Origin of the sequence: Herbidospora mongoliensis (assembly GCF_001570545.1) — a bacterium.
GTDB lineage: Bacteria > Actinomycetota > Actinomycetes > Streptosporangiales > Streptosporangiaceae > Herbidospora > Herbidospora mongoliensis.
The window spans coordinates 20,426-43,136 of record NZ_BBXD01000023.1; the positions used below are offsets into that span (position 1 = coordinate 20,426).

At 69.8% G+C, this 22,711-nt stretch carries 22 protein-coding genes and 1 riboswitch; of the genes, 12 read left to right on the plus strand and 10 right to left on the minus strand.

Going from position 1 to position 22,711, the window contains the following annotated elements:
* Positions 1-110: 110 nt before the first annotated feature.
* Positions 111-1,235 (minus strand): S8 family serine peptidase, encoded by a 1,125-nt coding sequence (locus AW272_RS33470; RefSeq protein WP_157518991.1) that lies wholly within the window; start codon positions 1,233-1,235, stop codon positions 111-113.
* 67 nt (positions 1,236-1,302) lie between these two features.
* Complete coding sequence (locus AW272_RS33475) at positions 1,303-2,115, minus strand: SAM hydrolase/SAM-dependent halogenase family protein (RefSeq protein ID WP_245657862.1); 813 nt, start codon at positions 2,113-2,115, stop codon at positions 1,303-1,305.
* Between the two features lie 55 nt (positions 2,116-2,170).
* Here AW272_RS33475 and AW272_RS33480 point away from each other — a divergent pair, with 55 nt between their 5' ends.
* The 3 genes from AW272_RS33480 to AW272_RS33490 all read left to right on the plus strand — a co-directional run bounded on the left by AW272_RS33480 (position 2,171) and on the right by AW272_RS33490 (position 3,911).
* A complete protein-coding gene (locus tag AW272_RS33480) occupies positions 2,171-2,410 on the plus strand; it encodes a DUF3263 domain-containing protein (RefSeq protein ID WP_066373680.1) in 240 nt (79 codons plus the stop codon).
* Between the two features lie 72 nt (positions 2,411-2,482).
* Positions 2,483-3,304: a trehalose-phosphatase gene (otsB, locus tag AW272_RS33485; protein WP_066373683.1), complete on the plus strand. Its 822-nt coding sequence runs from the start codon at positions 2,483-2,485 to the stop codon at positions 3,302-3,304.
* 10 nt (positions 3,305-3,314) lie between these two features.
* A complete protein-coding gene (locus AW272_RS33490; protein WP_157518993.1) occupies positions 3,315-3,911 on the plus strand; it encodes a hypothetical protein in 597 nt (198 codons plus the stop codon).
* Here the strand turns inward: AW272_RS33490 and AW272_RS33495 are convergent.
* A complete protein-coding gene (locus AW272_RS33495) occupies positions 3,889-5,043 on the minus strand; it encodes an MFS transporter (protein WP_169807676.1) in 1,155 nt (384 codons plus the stop codon). The genes AW272_RS33490 and AW272_RS33495 overlap by 23 nt on opposite strands.
* A 47-nt stretch (positions 5,044-5,090) precedes the next feature.
* Positions 5,091-6,515 (minus strand): alpha,alpha-trehalose-phosphate synthase (UDP-forming), encoded by a 1,425-nt coding sequence (locus AW272_RS33500; RefSeq protein ID WP_083959005.1) that lies wholly within the window; start codon positions 6,513-6,515, stop codon positions 5,091-5,093.
* A 96-nt stretch (positions 6,516-6,611) separates the two neighbouring features.
* Here AW272_RS33500 and AW272_RS33505 point away from each other — a divergent pair, with 96 nt between their 5' ends.
* The 5 genes from AW272_RS33505 (at position 6,612) to groL (ending at position 11,408) form a co-directional block, all read left to right on the plus strand.
* Positions 6,612-7,172: an RNA polymerase sigma factor gene (locus AW272_RS33505; RefSeq protein ID WP_061299589.1), complete on the plus strand. Its 561-nt coding sequence runs from the start codon at positions 6,612-6,614 to the stop codon at positions 7,170-7,172.
* 56 nt (positions 7,173-7,228) lie between these two features.
* A riboswitch (SAM riboswitch) is annotated at positions 7,229-7,367 on the plus strand.
* Positions 7,368-7,381: 14 nt separating this feature from the next.
* Complete coding sequence (gene thrC / locus AW272_RS33510; RefSeq protein ID WP_245657863.1) at positions 7,382-8,626, plus strand: threonine synthase; 1,245 nt, start codon at positions 7,382-7,384, stop codon at positions 8,624-8,626.
* Positions 8,627-8,653: 27 nt separating this feature from the next.
* Entirely contained in the window at positions 8,654-8,929 is a 276-nt protein-coding gene (locus tag AW272_RS33515; RefSeq protein WP_066373696.1) for a MoaD/ThiS family protein, read from the plus strand.
* Positions 8,930-9,285: 356 nt separating this feature from the next.
* Positions 9,286-9,486: a cold-shock protein gene (locus AW272_RS33520; RefSeq protein ID WP_066373698.1), complete on the plus strand. Its 201-nt coding sequence runs from the start codon at positions 9,286-9,288 to the stop codon at positions 9,484-9,486.
* Between the two features lie 293 nt (positions 9,487-9,779).
* Complete coding sequence (groL, locus tag AW272_RS33525; RefSeq protein WP_066373699.1) at positions 9,780-11,408, plus strand: chaperonin GroEL; 1,629 nt, start codon at positions 9,780-9,782, stop codon at positions 11,406-11,408.
* Positions 11,409-11,497: 89 nt separating this feature from the next.
* Here the strand turns inward: groL and AW272_RS33530 are convergent, their stop codons facing one another.
* Entirely contained in the window at positions 11,498-11,905 is a 408-nt protein-coding gene (locus AW272_RS33530) for a GNAT family N-acetyltransferase (RefSeq protein WP_066373701.1), read from the minus strand.
* Between the two features lie 25 nt (positions 11,906-11,930).
* Entirely contained in the window at positions 11,931-13,922 is a 1,992-nt protein-coding gene (locus tag AW272_RS33535; protein ID WP_066373703.1) for a HelD family protein, read from the minus strand.
* A 163-nt stretch (positions 13,923-14,085) separates the two neighbouring features.
* On the opposite strand from AW272_RS33535, the gene AW272_RS33540 reads away from it, so the two are divergent.
* The gene (locus tag AW272_RS33540) at positions 14,086-14,349 is read left to right on the plus strand and encodes a hypothetical protein (protein ID WP_169807677.1); all 264 of its coding nucleotides are present in this window, start codon (positions 14,086-14,088) and stop codon (positions 14,347-14,349) included.
* 248 nt (positions 14,350-14,597) lie between these two features.
* Here AW272_RS33540 and AW272_RS33545 read toward each other — a convergent pair whose 3' ends face one another.
* The gene (locus AW272_RS33545) at positions 14,598-16,238 is read right to left on the minus strand and encodes a DNA repair helicase XPB (protein WP_066373706.1); all 1,641 of its coding nucleotides are present in this window, start codon (positions 16,236-16,238) and stop codon (positions 14,598-14,600) included.
* A gap of 16 nt (positions 16,239-16,254) precedes the next feature.
* Positions 16,255-18,516, minus strand: a complete 2,262-nt coding sequence (locus tag AW272_RS33550) for a helicase-associated domain-containing protein (RefSeq protein ID WP_066373708.1) — start codon at positions 18,514-18,516, stop codon at positions 16,255-16,257.
* A 53-nt stretch (positions 18,517-18,569) separates the two neighbouring features.
* Between AW272_RS33550 and AW272_RS42715 the strand changes: the two genes are divergently transcribed.
* The gene (locus AW272_RS42715) at positions 18,570-19,454 is read left to right on the plus strand and encodes a hypothetical protein (protein ID WP_157518995.1); all 885 of its coding nucleotides are present in this window, start codon (positions 18,570-18,572) and stop codon (positions 19,452-19,454) included.
* Here AW272_RS42715 and AW272_RS33560 read toward each other — a convergent pair.
* The gene (locus AW272_RS33560; RefSeq protein WP_066373712.1) at positions 19,338-20,015 is read right to left on the minus strand and encodes a TetR/AcrR family transcriptional regulator; all 678 of its coding nucleotides are present in this window, start codon (positions 20,013-20,015) and stop codon (positions 19,338-19,340) included. The genes AW272_RS42715 and AW272_RS33560 overlap by 117 nt on opposite strands.
* Positions 20,016-20,115: 100 nt before the next feature.
* Here AW272_RS33560 and AW272_RS33565 point away from each other — a divergent pair, with 100 nt between their 5' ends.
* Positions 20,116-20,730, plus strand: a complete 615-nt coding sequence (locus AW272_RS33565) for an HAD family hydrolase (RefSeq protein WP_066373713.1) — start codon at positions 20,116-20,118, stop codon at positions 20,728-20,730.
* A 90-nt stretch (positions 20,731-20,820) separates the two neighbouring features.
* Complete coding sequence (locus AW272_RS33570) at positions 20,821-21,222, plus strand: cold-shock protein (protein WP_066373714.1); 402 nt, start codon at positions 20,821-20,823, stop codon at positions 21,220-21,222.
* A gap of 6 nt (positions 21,223-21,228) precedes the next feature.
* On the opposite strand, the gene AW272_RS33575 is transcribed toward AW272_RS33570, so the two are convergent.
* Positions 21,229-22,680, minus strand: a complete 1,452-nt coding sequence (locus tag AW272_RS33575; protein WP_245657864.1) for an MFS transporter — start codon at positions 22,678-22,680, stop codon at positions 21,229-21,231.
* Positions 22,681-22,711: the final 31 nt, after the last annotated feature.

The following is a 22,711-nucleotide window of genomic DNA, read 5'->3' on the forward strand; positions in this document are numbered from 1 at the left end:
CGGCTGAGCACGCGGATGACTACTGTGTGTAGTCAGACACATGTCTACCCGGTCTTTCGTAAGGGGAGGACCCCCCATCCGGTCAGGGAGCGGCAAGGGAACCGCAATGCTCAGGCGCGAAGCGCCACCCTCGCGACCAACGCGACGACAAGTAACAACAGGGCGGCCCAGATCAAAGGCCCCACACCGGTAGATCTCAAATCGCCTCCGACGGCCGCCTGCCGAGGCCGCGCCGCCATCAGCACCCGCCGAGGGGCTCCGGCGGCCAGCAACGCCCGGCGCGCGTTCGCCACCCTGCTGCCGTAGGCCTCATCACGCCGGCCCGTGTTCATCCGGACGGAGCCCTGCAGGATCGCCCGGCGGACGTCGGTCACGCCGATGCCGGGATGCCGGGCCTTGATGAGGGCGGCGATGCCCGCCACGAACGCGGCGGCCGAACTCGTGCCGTCGCCGACCACATAGGACGCGTGCCCGTCGGCGCTGACGATGCCGGTGCCGGGGGCGGTCACCGACACGTAGTCCTGCCGGTTGGAGAACGGCGCCGGGCCGAGCCGCTCGTCGACCGCCCCGACCGCGATCACCCCCGGGTAGGCGGCCGGGAAGGTGGGCCGGTTGGCGCCCTCGCCGTCGTTCCCGGACGAGGCCACCAGGACCACCCCCTTCGACAGGGCGTAGCGGACGGCGGCGTCTTCGTCGGGACTGCCCCGGTAGCTGCCGTCGCCGCCGCCCAGGGACATGCTGATCACCTCGGCGCCGTGGTCGACGGCCCACCGGATGCCCCGGGCGACCGCGCCCCGGACCAGCACCGCGACGTGGGGGTCGGTGCGGGCCGGGTCGTCGGCCTCCAGGGTCACCCGGATCGACAGCACCCGAGCGCGGGGGGCCACCCCGACCACCCCGAGCTCACCGCCCTCGCCGTGGCCGCGCCCGGCGATCAGGCTGGCCATCGAGGTGCCGTGGCGGCCGACTCGGGTGGTCCCGGCCCCCGTCAGGTCGGGACCCTCGACGACGGCTCCGGCCAGGTCGGGGTGGTGGGTGTCGACGCCGGTGTCGAGGACGGCCACCGTGACGCCCTCGCCCCGGCTCAGCTCCCACGCGGCCGGTACGCCCATGACCTCCAGCGGCCACTGCCGCTCCCGGGCCGCCGTCCCCAGCTCATCGGCGTGAGCGGGGGCCGGAAAGATCAGCCCGGCCGCCACACAGACCATGAGCAGCCGTGATGCCACAGAGGTCACGGCGGCCTATTCTGGCACGCTCACGCCCGCGAATCTGACCTTTCCGTGAACATTCAAATACAGTGCGTTATGTCCGGGCGGGAGACAGACGTACATGCGCACCCGGCGGCAACCCCAGCCGCTGCGCGGCGTCACCGGCGTTGACGGCCACGGCCACCAGCCCGGCGGAGTCGGTGAAGGCCACCAGGTCGCCCGGGGGGACGGCGGCGAACGTGTCGCGGTAGGGGACAGCCAGCTGACGGCGGCCGAGCCAGACGGCCAGGGTGTCGCCGTCGCGCACCCCCAGGAAACCCAGGTCGGCGGCGGTGATGGAGAGCTGGACGTTGCCGTGGCGGTCGACCGAGAGCACCTCGCCCTCGCACGCGCCGTCACGCAGCCGGGAGGTCGGCTCGGGCAGCGTCACCAGCTCGCGCAGCGGGATGGCGGTGCCCAGCTCGGTCAGGTCGCGGCCCGCCACCACATGGCCGGCGACCGGGCAGAAGATGTCACGCCCGTGGAAGGTCCGGGACACCGGCTTGAGCCAGACGTCTTCGTTGGTCAGCTCGAAGGCCCCGGTCGCGCCGCCGACGGCGTGCACCGCCCACGAGAGCACCCCGTTGTCGGGCCCCACGAACACCCGTCCGCCCGCCTCGATCGCGACCGCCCGCCGGGTGCTCGACCCGACCGACGGATCGACCACCGCGATGTGCACACCACGGGGGAGATAGGGGATCGTCTGGGCGAGGATCGCGGCCCCGCGCCGCACGTCACCCGCCGGGACGAGATGGCCGACGTCGATGATCCGGGCCTCGGGGGCGATGCCGGCGATAACGCCGTGACACGCGGCAACGAAACCGTCTTCGAGACCGTAGTCCGTCAGGAGAGTGATAACAGGCGTCACACCTGGTGACATTACGTTGCCTCCCCGATAAATGGCGACAGTTAGCATTGCCCGTGTGGACGCTCTCTCCCCGCAGGACGCGGCCATTCTCGAGTTCGAGGGTGGCTGGTGGCGTCATCCGGGCGCGAAGGAACAGGCGATCAAAGACACCTTCGGCATGTCCACCACGCGCTACTACCAGGTGCTCGCCGTTCTGATCGACCGTCCCGAGGCGCTGGCCGCCGACCCCGCCCTCGTCAACCGTCTGCGCGAGCGCCGCGACGCGCGCCGACGCGGACGCGGACGGTCGGGCTGAGTTCACGTCGCGTTAACCTGCGATTGACAGAGTGACCCGTCGCGCGATGAAAGGGGCAAGGCCGTGGGGGACATGCCGGACGTTCGGACCAAGGCCGGCCGGGCCGGTCTCGAGGCGATGGTGAACGATCCGGGCGGGGCGGTCATCGGCCTCGACTTCGACGGAACCCTGTCACCGATCGTCGCCGACCCCTCCTCCGCCTGGATCCACCCGGCGGCCCCGGCCGCGCTGATCCGGCTGGCCGAGGTGGTGCGCCGCATCGCGGTCGTCACCGGCCGCCCGCCGGGCACCGCGCTCGCCCTGGGCGACACCCCGGAGGGCCCCGATCTGGTGGAGGTCCCCGGCCTGGTCATCCTCGGGCAGTACGGCATCGAGCGCTGGGAGGGCGGGGAGATCACCTCGCCGCCCCCGCCGGCCGGCTTGGTGAAGATCCGCGCCGCGCTGCCCGGCCTGCTGTCGGGTCATGAGGGCGTCACGATCGAAGACAAGGGGCGTGCGCTGGCCGTCCACACCCGGAGCTGCCCCGACCCCGACGCCGCCCTGGAGGCGCTGCGGGTGCCGCTGATCGAACTGGCCGCCGTCAACGGCCTGGTGGTCGAGCCCGGCCGCAAGGTGCTGGAGCTGCGCGGCCCCGGCGTCGACAAGGGCAAGGCGCTCAAGGAGCTCCTCATCGCCGAGCGGGCCCGCTCGGTCATGTTCATCGGCGACGACCTGGGCGACCTGGCCGCGTTCGAGGCGGTGGCGTCGGTGAACATCCCGGGGGTCCGCGTCTGCTCGGCCTCGGCCGAGGTGACCGCGCTGGCCGAACAGGCCGACATCGTGGTCGACGGCCCCGATGGCGTGGTCGCCTTCCTCGAGGAGCTTCTCAAGTCGATCGCAAGTCGCGAGCAGTAGCGTCTGCGCCATGATCTCCAGAACCCTGGCTATGGCCGCCGCGGGCCTCGCGCTGGTCGGGCTCGTCTCCACCCCTGCTGCCGCCGCTCCCGGCACCAAGTCGGTCCACCTGCGCAACGGCCTCACGATCAAGATTCCGAAGACCTGGAAGGTCTACAAGGTCGCGCCCGACTACACGCGGGTCGTCACCGGCAGCTGTCCGACGGCGGGGACCAAGAACTTCGGTTTCCGCGACTCGGGCTGCCGCAGCTTCTGGGTGTTCGGCCCGGCCGCCATCAGGGTCGGCCACGAGACCTTCAACGCCTACGAGCCGAGCCGCCCCTACAGCCCGGCGACCGACGTGGGCCCCTGCGTCTACGACAAGAAGCTGTGGATGAGGTCGTTCAGGACCAAGCCCGTCGTCAAGGGCTACAAGCTCGTCGGCGCCGGTCACAACGCCCACTACCGCGAGTGGACGGGCAGCTGCATGTACGGCCCGCCGAAATACAACTTCGCGGGCTACTTCACCCAGCGCGAGTGGTACCTGCCGCAGTCGAAGATCCTGATCGTCGACCAGTGGAAGACGCCGGGCCTGGCGACCGTGCTCAAAAATTCGACCTGGAGCTGAGCAGCCCGCCGGCCGCGAGGCCGAGGAGCGCGGGGGCCAGCAGGAACGCCGCGTGGGTGCCGAAGGAGTCACCCAGCGCGCCCAGCACGAAGGGCCCGGTGCCCGAGCCCACCCCCGCCCACACGGACGCGATCCCGCTGGCCTGGTCGGGCCGGCCGCCCGAGGTCTCGATCATCCGGGTCAGGCCCAGCGGGAACAGCATGCCGATCCCGGCGCCGCTGATCACCAGGCCGAGGTAGCCGACGGCCACGGCGGTCGTCGACCAGAAGACCGCCCAGCCGACGAGGGTGACGGCCATGGTGCCGAGGAAGACCTGCCAGACCGGGTAGCGCAGGGTGAGCGCGGCGCCGCCGAAGCGTCCGGCGGCGATGCCGCAGAGCATCGCGGTCAGCCCGGTGGCCGCCTCGGCCAGCGAGAGCCCGGTCCGCTGGGAGAACAGTTCGGCGGCCCAGAGGTTGAACACGAACTCCACGGCCACGCAGCAGAGCAGCACCGCGCCGGCGAAGTAGAAGCGCCAGCCGAACGGCGTCTTCGAACGCTCCACGGAGCGCTCGCCCGGGACCTCGGGGAACCAGACCCGGCCCATCGCGAACGCCAGCAGCGCGGTGAGCACGATGGGGATGAACATGGCCGTGCGCCAGCCCAGCACCGATTCGGCCAGCACGCTGAACGCGTAGGTCGCCGGGATGCCCGCGAGCACGCCGACCGCGTTGGCCTCGCTGATCGACGCCGGTCCGGCCCGGCCGTGGTGGTCGCTGAGGGCGGCCATGGAGACGTACAGGGCGATGGCGGCGAAGCCGCCGGCGATGCTGTAGCCGGCCAGGGTGAACGGGAGCGTCGGGCCGAAGGCCACCAGCACCATGCCGGCGTTCATGCCGGCGATCCCGATCCAGACGGCGATCCGGCGGCCGTAGCGCCGGGTCAGCCAGGGCATCGACAGGCCGGTGAGGATGCTGCCGACGGCCATGCCGGTGCCGTGGAGCCCGGCGACGGCCTGGGTGACGCCGAGTTCGGCGCGCAGGGTGGGCAGTGCGGAGGACAGTCCGTAGAGGTAGGTGGCGAAGGTCGCCAGCATCAGGTAGACGAACCAGGTGGGCCGGTCACGGGTGAACGTGATGGCAGGCGTCGACACCGGCATTTCCCCCGATATTGATAGATATACGGGGAAACCGTACATCGTCAGGACAGGGCGGCCAACTGATCGGCGAACCAGCGCTGCGGCGGCATCGCGGTGGCCGCCCGGCGCAGGCGGACGCAGCGTTCGGCCCGTTCCTTGTCGGGCATGACCAGGCCTTCGTACAGGGCGGCGGCGGTGCCGGAGACGTCGTAGGGGTTCACCAGCAGGGCGTCGGCGCCGAGTTCGGCCGCCGCGCCCGCCTCGCGGGAGAGCACCAGCACGCAGCGGGGCGACAGGATCGGCCCCTCCTTCGCGACCAGGTTCATGCCGTCGCGGATCGGGTTCACCAGCAGCACGTCGGCCATCCGGTAGGCGGCCAGCGAGCGCGGATAGTCGTCTTGCATGTTGAGGATCAGCGGATCCCAGTCGTCGGTGGCGTACTCGTCTTCGATCTCCTTGGCGCAGCGCTGCACGGCCGCGGTGTATTCGCGGTATTCGGGCAGGTCGTGGCGGGAGGGATAGGCGAAGGCCAAATGGACGACCTTGCCGTGCCACTCGGGATGCTCGGCCAGGAACTCGCGGTAGGCCAGCATGCCGCGCACGATGTTCTTGGACAGCTCGGTGCGGTCGATGCGGACGATCAGCCGCCGGTCGCCGACCTGTTCCTTGATCGCCTGCATGTGCGACTCGACGTCGGGCTCGGCGGCCCGCTCCAGCAGCGCGTCGCCGTCGACGCCCAGGGCGTGGACCCCGATCTGGGTGACGCGGCCCTCGAACTCCACCGTCATGGCCGCCCGGTCGACCCGGGCGTCGAGCACCGCCTCGCAGCAGTCGATGAACGCCTTCGCCCACCGCTCGGTCAGGAACCCGGCGTGGTCGGCGCCCAGCACGCCCTGGAGGATCTCGGCCGCGATGGCGTCGGGCAGCAGCGCGAAGTATTCGGGCGGCGCCCACGGGGTGTGGGAAAAGTGGGCCACCCGCAGGTCGGGACGGTCGACCCGGAGCATCGCCGGGGCCAGCGTCAGGTGGTAGTCCTGGATCAGGACTTTGGCGCCGTGGGCCGCCTCTTCGGCCAGGGCCAGCGCGAACGCGCCGTTGTATTCGCGGTAGGACTCCCACTCCCGCTGGAACCGGGTGTCGAAGGTGGGTGCGAACGCGGTGTTGTAGAGCAGGTGGCCGATGAACCACAGGGTGGAGTTGGCGACCGCGTTGTAGGCCCGGTGGAAGACGGCCGGGGGGATGTCGAGCATGCGTACAGGACCGGTGTCGTAACCCGCGCGGTCGATGCGGCCCTCGGGCGCCACCCGGACGGCGCTGCGGTCGCCGTCGGTGAGGGCGGCGCAGACCCACAGGTGGTCGTCGCCCCCGGCCACTTCCGACAAACCGGACACCAGACCGCCGCCGCCTCTCCGCATCGTCAGCGCGCCGTCGTCCGAGAGGATGAACGAGACGGGCCCGCGGTTGGAGGCGATCAGCGTTGAACTCACGGTGGGCACACCCCAGATGGCCGGAGGACTAAGAAAAGATGTCGTCGACAATAGGATGTCAGGAAACCCTCGGCCGCCGAAGAATCGGGGCAGTCAATGCCGCTTGACGAGACCACCGAGGAACTGGCCCGCACCGCAGCCACCGGCGACCACGTCGCCCTCGGCGAACTGCTACGCCGCGTCGAGCCCGACGTGCTGCGCCACTGCGAACGCCTGCTTCCCTACCGCCAGGACGCCGAAGAGGCCTGTCAGGACACCCTGCTCGCGGTGGCCCGCAACATCGGCCGCTTCGAGGGCCGCTCCCGGTTCTCCACCTGGCTGCACATCGTGACCGCCAACTGCGCCCGCACCACCTACCGCACCCTCAAGCGCCGCTCGGCCGAGCAGTCGAGCGACGACCTGGCCGAGCAGCGGCCCGACCCCCACCGGGTCAGCGTGATCGCCGGCGCCCGGCTCGACCTGCTCGACGCGATCGAGGCGCTGGAGGCCGAGAAGCCCGACCTGGCCCGCGCGCTGGTGCTCTGCGACATCGTGCAGCTCGACTACTCCGACATCGCCGCGCAGCTCGGCATCCCGCTCGGCACCGCCAAGAGCCGGATCCACCAGGCCAGGAAGCACATCCAGGCCTCTCTCGGAGACGGATATCTCGGTAGATGAGACGCAGATTCGGACTCTGAGCAGCCCAGGGTACAGTTTTGTGGACAACTGAATATTGCTCATCCAGAGGGGTGGAGGGACCGGCCCTGCGAAGCCCCGGCAACCATTCCGATTCAACTCGCCACGTGGCGAGGCCGGTCGGAACAGGTGCCAATTCCGGTCTGTGATCAAGGCGGTCGCAGGCGAAGATGAGGGAAAGGCCTCGCTTCATGGCGCTTCAGCACGACTTCGGACCCGCCGTCGCCCTCTCCTGCCGCGAGTGTGGCGCCCGTTACGACCTCGGCCCGATCTTCGCCTGTCAGGACTGTTTCGGGCCACTTGAGGTGGCGTACGACTTCGGAACCGTGACCCGCGAGGACATCGCCGCCGGTCCGGCCAACATCTGGCGTTACCGGGCCCTGCTGCCCGTCCCGGCGAACGTGGCCGACAAGCCCAACCTCCAGCCCGGCTGGACCAAGCTCCACCGCGCCGGGAACCTCGGCGCCGAGCTCGGGCTCCGCGATCTCCACGTGAAGGACGACTCGGGCAACCCGACCCACTCGTTCAAGGACCGCGTGGTGTCGATCGCCGTTGAGGCCGCCCGTAATTTCGGGTTCACAACCCTTTCCTGCTCCTCGACCGGAAACCTGGCCGGCGCCGTCGGCGCCGCCGCCGCGCGGGCCGGGCTCGACTCGTGCGTGTTCATCCCGTCGAACCTCGAAGAGGCCAAGATCGTCGTCGCCTCCGTGTACGGCGGCCAGCTCGTCGCCATCGAGGGCTCCTACGACGAGGTCAACCGCTTCTGCTCCGAGCTCATCGGTGACCCGCTGGGTGAGAAGTGGGGCTTCGTCAACGTCAACCTGCGGCCCTACTACGCCGAGGGCTCCAAGACGCTGGCCTACGAGATCGCCGAGCAGCTCGGCTGGCGGATCCCCGAGCAGATCATCATCCCGATCGCCTCGGGCTCCCAGCTCACCAAGATCGACAAGGGCTTCAAGGAGCTCGTCGCGCTCGGCCTCGTCGAGGACACGCCCTACAAGATCTTCGGCGCCCAGGCCGAGGGATGCTCGCCGGTGTCGGCCGCGTACAAGGCCGGGCACGACGTCGTCCGCCCGGTGAAGCCCGACACGATCGCCAAGTCGCTGGCCATCGGCAACCCCGCCGACGGTCCTTACGTGCTCGACATCGCCCGTCGCACCGGCGGGGCCGTCGAGGACGTCACCGACCCCGAGATCGTCGCCGCCATCCGGCTGCTGGCCCGCACCGAGGGCGTGTTCGCCGAGACCGCGGGCGGGGTGACGGTCGGGGTGCTGCGCAAGCTCACGGAGGCCGGCGTCATCGACCCCGACGCCACCACGGTCGTCCTCAACACCGGCGAAGGGCTCAAGACCCTCGACGCCGTGCAGTCGGAGGCCCGCCCGACGGCGGTCATCCGTCCGTCTCTGGACGCCTTCCGCACGGCCTTCGCCAACTAGACCTTCCTCGGAGCAAGGAGAGCAATCATGAGCGTTTCGGTGCGGATTCCGACGATTCTCCGGACGTACACCGGAGGTGTGTCCGAGGTCGCCGGCGAGGGGGCCACGCTGCGTGAGGTCTTCGGGAAACTCGACGCCGACTACCCCGGGATCGGGGCCCGGATCCTCGATGAATCGGGCAAGGTCCGGCGTTTTGTCAACGTCTACGTCGGAGAAGAGGACGTCCGATTCTCCGAAGGTTTGGACACTCCGACCCCCGACGGCGTGCAGATTTCGGTGATCCCCGCCGTAGCCGGAGGGTAACCTTCCGCAGCCTTTCCCACACCCACGTACTCCTACAGTGCGTGGGTGTTTCTATGTTTACCTGCACTTCTATCGTTATCGAAGCTTAATGAGTGCCATGGCATATGGTGCAATTCTCAACCAACCAATCTCTAACCGAATAAGAAGGCCTCTCGCTTTGGGTGTGCGACAACAAGTCAGGGGTCGATTGACTCTGTTGTCCCACGGCATGCCACAGGTATGGTCGAGAACGATCGACGTAGCCGGGTCGCGCTGTGAACTTCGTCAAAGAAGCGTCACTGTTCCGGCTCGAAAGGTCACGGATCCAGCGGTGGAATGGGCGGGTCCGTTGCCAGCCCAGCAAGAGGAGTCGGAAAGTGGCGCAGGGCACCGTCAAATGGTTTAACGCGGACAAGGGCTACGGCTTCATCGCGGTAGACGGTGGTAAGGACGTTTTCGTCCATTACTCGGCAATCATGATGGACGGCTACAAGGCCTTGGAGCAGGGCCAGCGGGTCGAGTTCGACATCACGCAGGGACAGAAGGGTCCACAGGCGGAGGGTGTCCGGACCGTCTGACCCCGCACCGGCAGTAACCAACCCCACAACCCCCAACGACGTGGAGCCCGGTCCGCAGCCTGCGGACCGGGCTCCTCTTTTCTTCCGGTGCTGGTGGGGGCGTGATGCCCGGCCGTCAGCTTGCACTCGCAGGGGGAGAGTGCTAAACAGTTGGTTGGCACTCCCCGGCCGGGAGTGCCAACCATACGGATCGAGGCGATGGGGCCTGCCAAAGGGTATGCGGGCCTTGCCGTCGCGGGCGTCGGCTCGGTCCTCCTCTTTTAAGCCACCCTCTTACTGGGAGGTCCAGCCTTATGGCAGCCAAGATGATCGCGTTTGACGAGGAAGCCCGGCGCGGTCTCGAGCGCGGGATGAACCAGCTCGCCGACGCCGTGAAGGTAACGCTCGGCCCCAAGGGCCGAAACGTCGTGCTGGAGAAGAAGTGGGGCGCCCCCACGATCACCAACGACGGTGTCTCCATCGCCAAGGAGATCGAGCTCGAAGACCCGTGGGAGAAGATCGGGGCCGAGCTCGTCAAGGAAGTCGCGAAGAAGACCGACGACGTCGCGGGTGACGGCACCACCACCGCCACCGTGCTCGCCCAGGCGCTGGTGCGCGAGGGTCTGCGCAACGTCGCCGCCGGCGCCAACCCGATGTCCCTGAAGAAGGGCATCGAGGCCGCCGTCGAGCGCGTCAGCGAGGAGCTTTCCAAGCTCGCGAAGGACGTCGAGACGAAGGAGCAGATCGCCTCCACCGCCTCGATCTCCGCCGGTGACACCGAGATCGGCGAGCTCATCGCGGAAGCGATGGACAAGGTCGGCAAGGAAGGCGTCATCACCGTCGAGGAGAGCAACGCCTTCGGCCTCGAGCTCGAGCTCACCGAGGGTATGCGCTTCGACAAGGGCTACAACTCGGGCTACTTCGTGACCGACCCCGAGCGCATGGAAGCGGTCCTCGAAGACCCTTACATCCTCGTCGTCAACTCGAAGATCTCCGCGAACAAGGACCTGCTGCCGCTGCTCGACAAGGTCGTGCAGGCCGGCAAGCCGCTCCTGATCATCGCCGAGGACGTCGAGGGCGAAGCTCTCGCGACCCTGGTCGTGAACAAGATCCGCGGTCTGTTCCGCTCGGTGGCCGTCAAGGCCCCCGGCTTCGGCGACCGCCGCAAGGCCATGCTGGGCGACATCGCCACGCTGACCGGCGGCCAGGTCATCTCCGAGGAGATCGGCCTCAAGCTCGAGTCGACCACCCTCGACCAGCTCGGCCGCGCGCGCAAGGTCGTCGTCACCAAGGACGAGACCACCATCGTCGACGGTGCCGGTGACGCCGAGCAGATCGCCGGCCGGGTCAACCAGATCCGCGCCGAGATCGACAACACCGACTCCGACTACGACCGCGAGAAGCTCCAGGAGCGCCTCGCCAAGCTCGCCGGCGGCGTCGCCGTCATCAAGGCGGGCGCGGCCACCGAGGTCGAGCTCAAGGAGCGCAAGCACCGCATCGAAGACGCCGTTCGCAACGCGAAGGCGGCCGTCGAAGAGGGCATCGTCCCCGGCGGTGGCGTCGCTCTGCTGCAGGCTTCGGCCAAGGCGTTCGACAAGCTGGAGCTGTTCGGTGACGAGGCCACCGGTGCTGCGATCGTGAAGAAGGCGCTCGAGGAGCCCCTGAAGCAGATCGCCATCAACGCCGGCCTCGAAGGCGGCGTCGTGGTGGAGAAGGTCCGCAACCTGACCCCGGGTGAAGGCCTCAACGCCGCGACCGGCGAATACGTCAACATGTTCGACGCGGGCATCATCGACCCGGCGAAGGTGACGCGCTCCGCGCTGCAGAACGCCGCTTCGATCGCGGCCCTGTTCCTCACCACCGAGGCCGTCATCGCCGAGAAGCCGGAGAAGAACCCGGCTCCCGCAGGCGGCGGCATGCCCGGCGGAGACATGGACTTCTAGTCCATTAGATCCACACAGAGCAGGCGGTCCCCGTTTCCGGGGCCCGCCTTCTTCTGTTTATCGGGTGTACGTCGTGAGCGCGCCGGTGCCTAGAGGTGCTTGATCCAGCGGCCCCATTCTTGCTGTGGCGTATATCCGGTGGCCGCCCACGCGGGGTGGGCGTCGGTGTTGCCGTGCAGGACCATCGCGTCGACCCGGAAGGCGCCGAACGCCTTGAAGCGCTCCTCCGCCGCGGCGATGAGCTGCCTCGCGATGCCCTTGCGGCGCGCTTCGGGCGCGACCGCGAGCCGGTAGAGGTGGGCGCGCCAGCCGTCCCATCCCGCGATGACCGTGCCCACGACGGCGCTGTCGAGTTCGTACACGAGAAGGGCCTCGGGGTCGCGCTCGATGAGCGCGTGCACTTTCGCGGGGTCGTCACGCCGATCGGTGCCCTCGCCCGCGACCAGCCAGAAGGCCAGCAGCGAGTCGACGTCGGAGGGGGTCGCAGAGCGGATCATGTCGTCACCCTAATGACGGGCCGGGTCACAGCGCTTCCGGCAGCGGGCGGCTGTGCACGACGGTCAGGGTGGTGACGGCTCGGGTCAGCACGACATACAGCCGGGCCAGACCCCTCGATTCGGCTTCGACGATGTCGGCCGGTTCCACCACCACGACGTGGTCGTACTCCAGACCCTTGGCGAGGCCGGCCGGGACGACCAGCACTTTCGATCCGTCGCCGTCGGGGCCGAGCACCGGAGCGCCGAGGGCGGTCGCGAAGGTCTCCGCGTCGGCGTCGCGGACGATGACGCCCACCGAACCCTCGCCCGAGGCGCTGACGGCGTCCCTGACGCCCGTGAGGACATCGGAGGTCTCCACGAGCCTCAGCGAGCCCGCGCCCGGCCGCAGCGAGCGCGGGGCGGCCAGCTCGGGGGCGATGCCGGGCAGCAGGCGGGCGGCGTAGTCGAGGACCTCGCGCGGGACACGGAAGCCCAGGGTCAGTTCCGTCACCAGGCCCTCGGCGAAGCCCAGGTGCCGCAGCACGGCGGTCCACGAGCGGGCCGACCACGGCGTGGTGCCCTGAGCGAGGTCGCCGAGGATGGTCGCCGAACCGTTGCGGCAGCGGCGGCCCAGCGCGCGCAACTGCATCTCCGAGAGGTCCTGCGCCTCGTCCACGACCATGTGGCCGGTCGAGGGGGTGCGGTCCATGAGGTCGGCGAGCTCGTCGAGGAGGCCGGCGTCGGCGGCGCTCCACTTCGCGCTCTTGTGTGATTTGGCGGGCTTCGTCCACGTCAGCGCCGCCTGTTCCTCGGCGGTCAGATCGGTTCTGGCGGCCCGCGCAAGGAACTCAGGGTCGGCCAGCAGCCGGAAGAGCACCTGCTGGGGGACGAGCTTCGGCCAGACCTGGTCGACCGCGGCCTTGACCGGCTTCGACCGGGCCACCGCGTCCTGCACCCGGTCATCGGGTGACTCCCCGCGCCGCTCCATCTGCACCAGGATCTGGTGTGCGAGCCGCTGCGCCAGCGTGGCCCGACCGGGGTTGTAGCGCGTGGTCCCGCGCAGCGAGGCGACGATCTCGCGCACCTCGTGGTCGGCCACGCGGTAGCGGTTGGCCCCCTTGGTGACCAGCACCCCTTCGAGCGGCTTCACCACGTGGAGCCACAGGGCGCGCTTCAGCACGAGCGCCATCCGGGCGTCGCCCTTGACGGCGGAGACCGCCGGATCCTCGGGGTGGGTGTGGTCTCCCAGGATGCCCGCCACGGTCGTCTGGTCGACCTTCACCTCGCCGAGCGCGGGCAGCACCGAGGAGATGTACGAGAGGAACGCGCGGTTCGGGCCCACGATCATCACGCCGGCGCGAGACAATTTCTCGCGATGGGTGAACAGCAGATAGGCCGCCCGGTGCAGGCCCACAGCGGTCTTACCGGTGCCCGGCGCGCCTTGGACGCAGACGGTGACGCCGAGGTCGGCGCGTACGATCTCGTCCTGGTCGGGCTGGATCGTGGCCACGATGTCGCGCATCGGGCCGGTGCGCGGGCGTTCGATCTCGTCGGTCAGGATGCGGGAGGGGCCGAGGTCGCCGCCGTGGGCGAGGTCCTCGTCTTCGAAGGCGGTCAGCCGGCCGCCCTGGTAGCCGAACCGGCGGCGACGGTCGATGTCCATCGGCTCGGCCGGGCTGGCCTGGTAGAACGCCCGGGAGACGGGTGCGCGCCAGTCGATGACGAGCGCGCGGCCGCCGCCGTCGTGGACGTGCCGGCGGCCGACGTACAGGACCGGCGGCAGGTCGTCGTCGGCGGCGCGGTCGAGGCGGCCGAAGAACAGGGGGGTGTCCGGATGGTCGGCGAGAGCCGCGACGCGCTGGTCGAGCAGGCCCTGGAGCACCTGCCGGGAGACCCAGTCACCGGCCATGTCCGACGAGAGCGAGCTGGCGTGCTCCCGCATCGCGCGCAGGGCCGCCCGCGACTCGTCGAGGTGCCTTCGTTCCTCCCCGAGTTCGTCGGCCGGAGGTATGTCGGGGGCCAGGGTGTGCTGGGGCATGACGGAGTGCCTCCTGAAGAGCTGGGCGAACCGGCCAGCCTAGTCGGCAGACCTGGCCAGTCCAAAAGGTTTATGGGCCGACTGCATCGTGTCGTGGCTGGGTAGGGCGGCAGACGTGATCCGTGGCCCTGTCCCGATCCCACCCGCGCTGCCGGCCGCCGTCATGGTGCTGCTCGCCGCGCTCTGGGGGCTTTCCGTGTATGCGGGCTGGGGGCTGGAGGCGTTCTGCGCCGGCGGTGAGCCGCCCGAGGAATGTGCCGGCCGCATGACCCTCGTGATCGCCGTCTCCTCACTCTTCGCGGTCGTCGCCACCGTGCTCACGATCGGCGCGTGGCTGACATGGCGCGCCCGTCTTCTCGTGTACGCAATCGCCGCATGGATGGGCGCGGAAGGCGTACTATTCGTCGGAGGTATGGTCGCGCAGTAATCTCGCGAATACCCTCCGAAGTCTTAATCAATCGGTATGGGAAAAGCCTAAGAAAAGCGCGGCAAATCAGGTGATTGCCCAGGACAATGGGGGTATGCCCGAACCTGGGCGTTGATGCCATCTTTGGCTGTGGGGGCCAAGGCGCGAGGGGGTGATGCGGTTGTCTCGGGCCGACGGAATTTCGTGGACTTAAGTATGTTTTCTATGTAGACCCGGCGGGAGTTGTCCCGCCGGGTCTTTTATTTATGTCAGGTGAGGATGTCGTCGGCGTCGATGATCTGGTACGCGTAGCCCTGTTCGGCGAGGAAGCGCTGCCGATGGGCGGCGAAGTCCTGGTCGACGGTGTCGCGGCTGACCACCGAGTAGAAACGGGCGCCCCCGCCGTCGGCCTTGGGCCGCAGCACCCGGCCGAGCCGCTGCGCCTCTTCCTGGCGTGAACCGAAGGTGCCGGACACCTGGATGGCGACCGCGGCCTCCGGCAGGTCGATGGAGAAGTTCGCCACCTTCGACACGACGAGAACCTGAAGTTCTTTGTCGCGGAACGCCTGGAACAGCCGCTCGCGCTCCTTCACCTTGGTCTCGCCCTTGATGACCGGCGCGTTCAGGTGTTCGCCGAGTTCGTCGAGCTGGTCGATGTACTGCCCGATGACCAGAACCTGTTCTCCGGCGTGCTTTTTCACCAATGCCTCGGTGACGCGCACCTTCGACGGCGTGGTGGCGGCGAATCGATAGCGCTCGTCGGTGTCGGCCATCGCGTAGGTGAGCCGTTCGTCGTCACGCAGCGTCACCCGGACCTCGACGCAGTCGGCCGGGGCGATGTAGCCCTGGTTCTCCATCTCCTTCCAGGGCGCGTCGTAGCGCTTCGGGCCGATGAGGGAGAACACGTCGCCCTCGCGGCCGTCTTCGCGTACCAGCGTGGCCGTCAGGCCCACCCGGCGGCGGGCCTGGAGGTCGGCGGTCATCCGGAAGATGGGGGCGGGCAGGAGGTGGACCTCGTCGTACACGACCAGACCCCAGTCGCGGGCGTCGAACAGCTCGAGATGGCGGTAGACGCCGCCGCGCTTGGCGGTCATCACCTGGTAGGTCGCGATGGTGACCGGGCGGATCTCCTTCTTGGTCCCGGTGTATTCGCCGATCTCGTCTTCGGTCAGGCTCGTGCGCTTCATGAGCTCGGTCTTCCACTGGTGCACGCTGACCGTGTTGGTGACCAGGATCAGCGTGGTCGCCTGCGCGTGGGCCATGGCCGCCGCGCCGACGATGGTCTTGCCGGCGCCGCAGGGCAGCACGACCACGCCGGAGCCGCCGTACCAGAACGCGTCGGCGGCCTCCTTCTGGTAGGGCCGCAGCGTCCAGCCCTCTTCGGTCAGGGCGATCGGGTGGGCCTCGCCGTCGACGTAGCCGGCCATGTCTTCCGCGGGCCAGCCGAGCTTCAGCAGCAGCTGCTTGATGTTGCCGCGCTCGCTCGGGTGGACGGCCACCGTGTCGGCGTCGAGGCGCTCGCCGATCATCGGCTGCACCTTCTTGGCGCGCAGCACCTCTTCGAGCACGGCCCGGTCGGTGCTGGTCAGCGCGAGCCCGTGGACGGGGTGCTTCTCCAGCCGCAGCCGCCCGTAGCGGGCCATCGTCTCGGCGACGTCGACCAGCAGCGCGTGGGGCACCGGGTAGCGGCTGAAGCCGATCAGCGCGTCTATGACCTGCTCGGCGTCGTGCCCGGCGGCCCGCGCGTTCCAGAGGGCCAGCGGGGTGATGCGGTAGGTGTGGACGTGTTCGGGCGCGCGCTCGAGCTCGGCGAACGGCGCGATGGCCCGACGGCACTCGTCGGCGCGCTCGTGGTCGACTTCCAGCAGCAGGGTCTTGTCGGACTGGACGATGAGCGGCCCGTCGTTCACGGGTGGAGCCCCCTAATCAGTTGACGTCGGCGACGCCGGTGATCCGGTGGAGAACGAAACGGTGGATGGCCGCCCTCGTCTCGTCGTACGCCGTCAGGTAGCCACCCTCTATCCTCGCCGGTTCGAGGATCCGGCTCGTGGCCTGACCTTGTGAGTCTAGGTAACCGATCCAAACCCGGGAGCCCTGCCGGATGGCGTCCTGGAGCGCCGAGATGGTCGCCGTCGCCGGGGTGCGGGGGAGCGCGCCGCCCGGTTCGCCCAGCGGCGTGGGCCGCGACAGCAGCGCGGCGTCACCGGCCCGCAGCGCCCGGATCGCCGCCGTGACCACCTCGGCCTCGGGCGCGAACAGCCCGTTGACCTGCCGCGCGGGCGGGGTCTCGGTACGCCGGGCGTCCGCCCGGGTGATCAGCACGTCTCCTTCGAGCGACTCGGCCACCGGGGCGTAGCCCATCGCGCGCAGCGAGTCGAGCATGGTCGCCCGCGACGCCTTGGACACCAGCACGGTCGGCGCCAGCCGCCGCATCCGCAGCACCCCGGCCCGCCGGTCGGCCAGCAACTCGTCGAGCACCGCCGGGTCGTCGCACCTCAGGTAGGCCGACGCCGACCCGACCCGCAGCCGCCCGTGCCGCCGGGCCACGTCGGACACCAGGTAGGCCAGCGGCTGCGGCACCGGCGTGGCCGAGTGGCGGGCCAGCATCGCCAGGACCTCCTCGGCGCTCTGCCCGGCGTCGAGGACCCGCCGGATCGAGCTCTCGGCGAACCGGTAGACGGTCGCGCCGCCCTTCGACTCGATGTCGGCCGCCATCCCCAGCCACCGGTCGAGCTCGCCGGTCAGCGGCCCGGGGGCGACGGCGGTGAGGTCGGCCTGCAGCACGACGTGGTCGACCGGTTCGGGCAGCAGCGGCGCGAGCAGCCCGGCCGCCTTGACGCCGGTGAGCACCGCCCGGCCGTGGGGCGACATGACGCCGAGCCCGGTCAGGCCGATGATCTCGGCCTCGCGCAGCGCGAACTCGGTCATCCGCGCCAGGTGGGCCCCTCTGCGGCGGGGGCGTTCCCAGGTGAGCCGGGCCAGCACCGACTCCTGCGAAGGCGCGAGATCGGTCGCGGCGACGACGGACAGGACCCGGCGGCGGATCTCGGCGGCGGCGCCGCGGCGCAGGTCGGGGTGGAGCACGTTGAGCAGCCGATCGCGGTCGTCGCGGGCACCGGCGAGACCGGGCACCCGGTCGAGGGTCAGCCAGGCCCGCGCGACGGTCTCCCAGCGGTCTTCGGTCTGCCGGGCCCGCCAGGCGTCGTAGGCGGGGGTGGGCAGCCACTCGGCGTCGGCCGGGCCGCCGGTCGCGACCAGCCCGGCGGCGTGGGCGACCTCGATGACCAGCGCGGCCGACCATTCGGGCACGTCGAGCTGCTGGGCCGCGCGCCGCAGGTCGCGGATCGCCAGCCCGCCCGTGCGCAGCACGCCCGGCGCGTCGACGCTCCAGATCTCGCAGAGCTCCTCGACGGCCCGGACGAAGCTGAAGGCCTGTCCGGCTGCGGTGCGGGCGGCCAGGCCGGCGCGGCGGGTGGCCCCCACCAGCGGCGGCGGGACCGGTGACAGGTCGCGGTGGAGGCGGTCGTGGCGGAGCACCAGCCCGACCTCGCGCGGCAGGGTCACGGTGTCGTCGCCGATCGCGCCGAGCAGGCCCCGGGCCAGCAGCTGCTCGATGGGCGACTGGGCGGTCTCGACCGAGATCTCGCGCCGCGCGTTGGGCACCCGCCCGGACGGCGGTCCCCAGGCCAGTTCGTCGAGCGCGGCGCGGGCCTGCGGCCCCACCTGGTCGAGCAGCTTGCGCACCGATCGGGGGTTCGCCAGCTTGACGGCCACCGGTTGATCGTTGCGGAACACGTGGGCGGCGGGCTGGCCGAGCCCGGCGGGCGGGTCGAGCGCCTCTTTCACGCCGGGGGCGAGCCCGCGCGCGTCGTCGGCCAGCGCCATCTCGGTCAGCACGGCCAGCGCCCGGTCGATCGCCTCGTCGGTGCCGGGGGCGTCGTTCGTGGCCCGATGGATGGCTTTGGACAGTTCAGCGGGAGGGAAGACCACCAGGGTCTCGGCCACCGCGAGGGTGAATCCGTCGAGCCGGTCGAGGGCCCGGCCGATCGCGGAGGGGGTTCCGGCTCTTGCCGCCAAACCCGGAACATTCGCCGGAACCGGAGTTATCAGCTCAGGTCGGGACATGGCGAGGACGCGCAGTTGCTCGTCGCTCCGGCTGCGCAGCCACTCAGTGAACCCCTCGCTCATCCTTTCCATCGTAGGAGCATGCATGGAGTGCCCCGCTGGGGCACTATGACTGAGTGATCGAGCGAGCCGACCAGCTCGTGCTGGATTTCGTGAGCCGGGTGGCCGACGCCGCCCACGGCCGTATGCGCCCAGAGGAACGCCTCGACTACGTCAGGCGGGTGCGAGAACGGGTTGACCAGGAACGCAACGGTGACGAGAACCCCAAATCGGTCGCCCGTCTCCTGACCCGGTTCGGTACCCCGCAGGACATGGTCGAGCGCGAGGTCCGCCGCCTGCGCGGCGAACCCCCGCTGGAGCCCCCGCATCAGCAGACCCGACCGATGAGCGCCCTGCGACGATCAACCCTGCCGCCACCGGCCCGCCCGGGATCAGGCCCGTCCAGATCAGGCCCGCCGGGATCAGGCCTGTCCAGATCAGGCCCGCCGGGATCGGACGAGCGATCGGCGCTGCCCGAGTCGATCGCGATCACCCCCGGCCGTCGCGTGTGGAAGGCGGGCGCGCAGAGGGGCCGCCTCGTGCCGCAGTGGCGACGGCGCCCCACGCCCGACGCCTGGTCGATTCTGCACGGTCATCGCCGGGAGACCGCCGCGATGGGCCTGCTGGCGCTGGCCGCGCTGCTGGTGCCGATCGGCTTCCCGGCGGTGATGATCTTCCCGGTGCCCGGGATCGTCTGGGCGATCGGCGCGGTCGTCACCCTGTCGTGTCAGGGCTGGGGCATGCCCGACCGGCTGGCCGGACTGGGGCTGCCCGCGCTGGCCTGGATCTTCGGCGGCGGGATCCTCGCGCTCAGCGGCCCGGAACGTTCCTCCGTCGACGCGTTGCTAGCGCGCTTCAACGAGGTCGCCGGCGTCGCGTTCATCATCGGCACCGCCGCCGGCCTCATCTGGCTGCTCTATCGCCTCTTCGATCCACCCGTCTCCACCCACGCACGGCGGTAGCAGGCCGAGCGCCAGCCTGATCCACGCCGCGACGAACCGCTCGACGCCGACCCGGCCGGGCGGCTCGCCGGCGGTGTCCTCGATCAGCCGATAGTGGATGATCGCGCCGCCCAGCACCGAGCTCACCCCGGCCCAGTCGACCTGGGCGTCGAAGTATTCGGGCTGTTCGTCGAACCAGATCCGCAAAGCGTCGAACATGGGCTGCAGCAGACCCGCCCGGACCACCGCGACCAGGTCGGGGAACTGGGACAGATCGCGGAAGAAGACCTGCGCGAGCAGGCGTTCCTCGCGCATCTTCGCCAGGCCCGCGTGGCACATCGCGGCCAGCCGGACCTCTATCGGGTCGGTCGGCGCGACGTCGAGCGTTATCTCGTTCCGCGACGCCCGGTCGGCGACGGCGGCCGCGAGGACCTCGTATTTGGACTTGAAATGCCGGTAGAGGCCCCCTGCGCCGGGGGAAAGACCGGCGGCGGCCTCGATCTCGGCCACCGAAGTCGCGTTGTAGCCGCGCTCGGCGAACAGCCGAAGCGCCGCCTCGATGATGCGACCCCGTGTGCTCATCTGTACCTCCCGCGAGGGACAGCGTAGACCGCCCCGCCCCCAAAACAAGATCCACTTCGCGGCGGATCGTGTGCTTTGGCATCCTTGATCCGTGCACAACATGGGGATTCACGTCGGTTTCGACCTTGACCTGACACTCGCCGACACACGCGCGGCCATCGCCGCCGTCTACGAGGCGATGCTGCCTTCCCTCGACACCCCCATCGACGTCGCCGTCGCGGTGTCGCGCATCGGCTGGCCGCTGGAAGATGAGCTGGCCCAGTGGCTGCCGGCCGACGAGATCCCGGCCGCCGTCGCGCTCTACCGCTCCCTCTATCCGGCCATCGCGCTGCCCGCCACGACCGCCATGCCCGGCGCCCACGAGGCCCTGGCCGCCGTACGCCATGCCGGTGGCCGGGTCATCGTGGTCACCGGGAAGAACCCGCGCGACGCCCGCCGTACCGTCGACGCCCTGGGTCTCGACGTCGACGAGATCGCCGGATCGGTCTTCGGGGCCGACAAGGGCGCCGCCATCGCCGCCTTCGGCGCCGGGGTCTACGTGGGCGACCACGTGGCCGACATCGAGGCCGCACGGGCGGGCGGGGCGATCAGCGTGGCGGTCGCGACGGGCGGCTGCACCCCCGCGCAACTGGCCGGGCAAGGTGCTGACGTGGTGCTTCGCGACCTCACCGAGTTCGTCTCCTGGTACACCACCCGGACGTCGATTCTCGCGTAATTTGACGGGCTTTCGGCGGTCATCCGGTAGCCCAAGTGGGCATAACCTACATCCATTCCCTTCCACGACAGTTTGAACGAGGTCACTCCTGTGCCCAGCGGCAAGGTCAAGTGGTACGACGAAGCCAAAGGTTTCGGTTTCCTCACCCGCGACGACGGTGGTGAGGTCTTCGTGCATTCATCCGCACTGCCCAAAGGCGTGGAAGCCCTCAAGCCCGGGCAGAAAGTCGAGTTCGGAGTCGCCGAAGGGCGGCGCGGTCAGCAGGCGCTGTCGGTGCGGGTGCTGGAGCAACCCCCGACCCTGGCCAAGGCGCCGCGTCCGAAGGGGAAGCGTAAAAAGCCCGACGAAATGGTTGTCATCGTCGAAGACCTCATCAAGCTGCTCGACGAACTGTCGACCTCGTCGTACCAGAAGGGCAAACTCCCCGAGCCTGTCGCCGCCAAGAAGGTCGCCGTTGTCATTCGCGCTATTGCGGATGACATCGACGGATAAAAGTGGCTAAAAGGGATTTGTCAACGGTTTTGTATCCCCCGTTGTGGCCGGTGGCTGAGTCACCGGCCGCAAGGGAACGGTGACCGCGCTCGCCATGCTGACCCGCTTGCGCCCCCGTCGCATGACCAGGAGCCAGCCCAGGGTGAGAACCAGCGCCCCCGCCATCACCGACAGGCCCGCGGTGCCCTGCGCGAACAGCGACAGCATCAGGCCGATCAGCCCGCCGAACACCCAGGCGATCTGGAGCAGCGCCTCGACCACGCCGAAGGTCGACGACCGGACCTCCTCGCCGATCTCGCGCTGAACGATCGCGTCGAGGGCCAGTTTGCCCAGGCCCTGCGCGAACGCGCCGATGAGGGCGACCGCGACGGCCGTCCACAGACTGAAGAAGAAGGCCGCCACGAGAGTGGTGAGCGCGGTCATCGCCAGCGTCGCCAGCACGATCAGCTGCGGCGGGTAGGCCTTCACCCACGACGCCACGGCCGCGCCGAACAGACCGCCGCCGCCGGCCGCCGCCGCGAGCAGGCCGAGCGTGATCTCCGGGCCGAGACCCGGCAGGTGCTCGTCCTGGACGAGGAACAGCAGGAAGAAGACGAGGAACCCGGCCTGGAAGCGGATCACCGCGTTGGCGCGCATCGATTCGGCCACGATCGGGCCGACGTTCAGCAGGGCGCGCACGCCCGGCGGCTTGGCGTCCTCCTCGATTTCCGGGGAGTCGACATGGCGGGGGAGCCTTATCGAGACCACCCCGGCGACCAGGAACAGCACCATCGCGACGCGCAGCACCCACTCGGCGCCCACCCAGGCCACCAGACCGGCCCCGAGACCGGCCGCGCCACCGGCCGCCACCAGCGCGAACAGGGCCACCCGGGCGTTGGCGGTGACCAGCCCTATGTCGGCGGGCAGCACGCTCGGCATCGTCGCCGCCCTGGACACGTTGTAGGCCTTCGACAGCACCAGCACCGCCAGCGCGGCGGGGAAGAGCGAGAGTGTGTCGCCGTAGACGACGCTGGAGGCCATGCCCCAGCAGAGCAGCCCGCGCGCGAACAGGGTTCCGGCGATGACGTAGCGGCGCCCCGACCGGAACCGGTCGAGCACCGGGCCCACGAAAGGGGCCACGACCGTGAACGGCACCATCGTGACCAGCAGATAGAGCGCCACCTGGCCGCGCGCCTGCCCCACCGGCATGCCGAAGAACAGCGCGCCCGCCAGCGAGACCGTGATGAACGCGTCGCCCGCGCTGTGCACCGCGGTGACCTCGATCAGCCGGCCGAGGCCGGTGCGGTCGGCGCCCTTCGCGTGGGTGAGTCTCCTGCTGGCCCGCCCGACGCCGTGCACCCCACGGCCGACACCGCGGCCGAAAGCGCTCGCGCCACGGCCGATGGACCGGCCGGTACGACCCGTCGCGGACGCCACCGCCCGGCTCGCGTCACGGACCTTGCCCCAGGCACCCGCCACCCCATCCGCTCCTCTCGTGTCGAATTTCCAG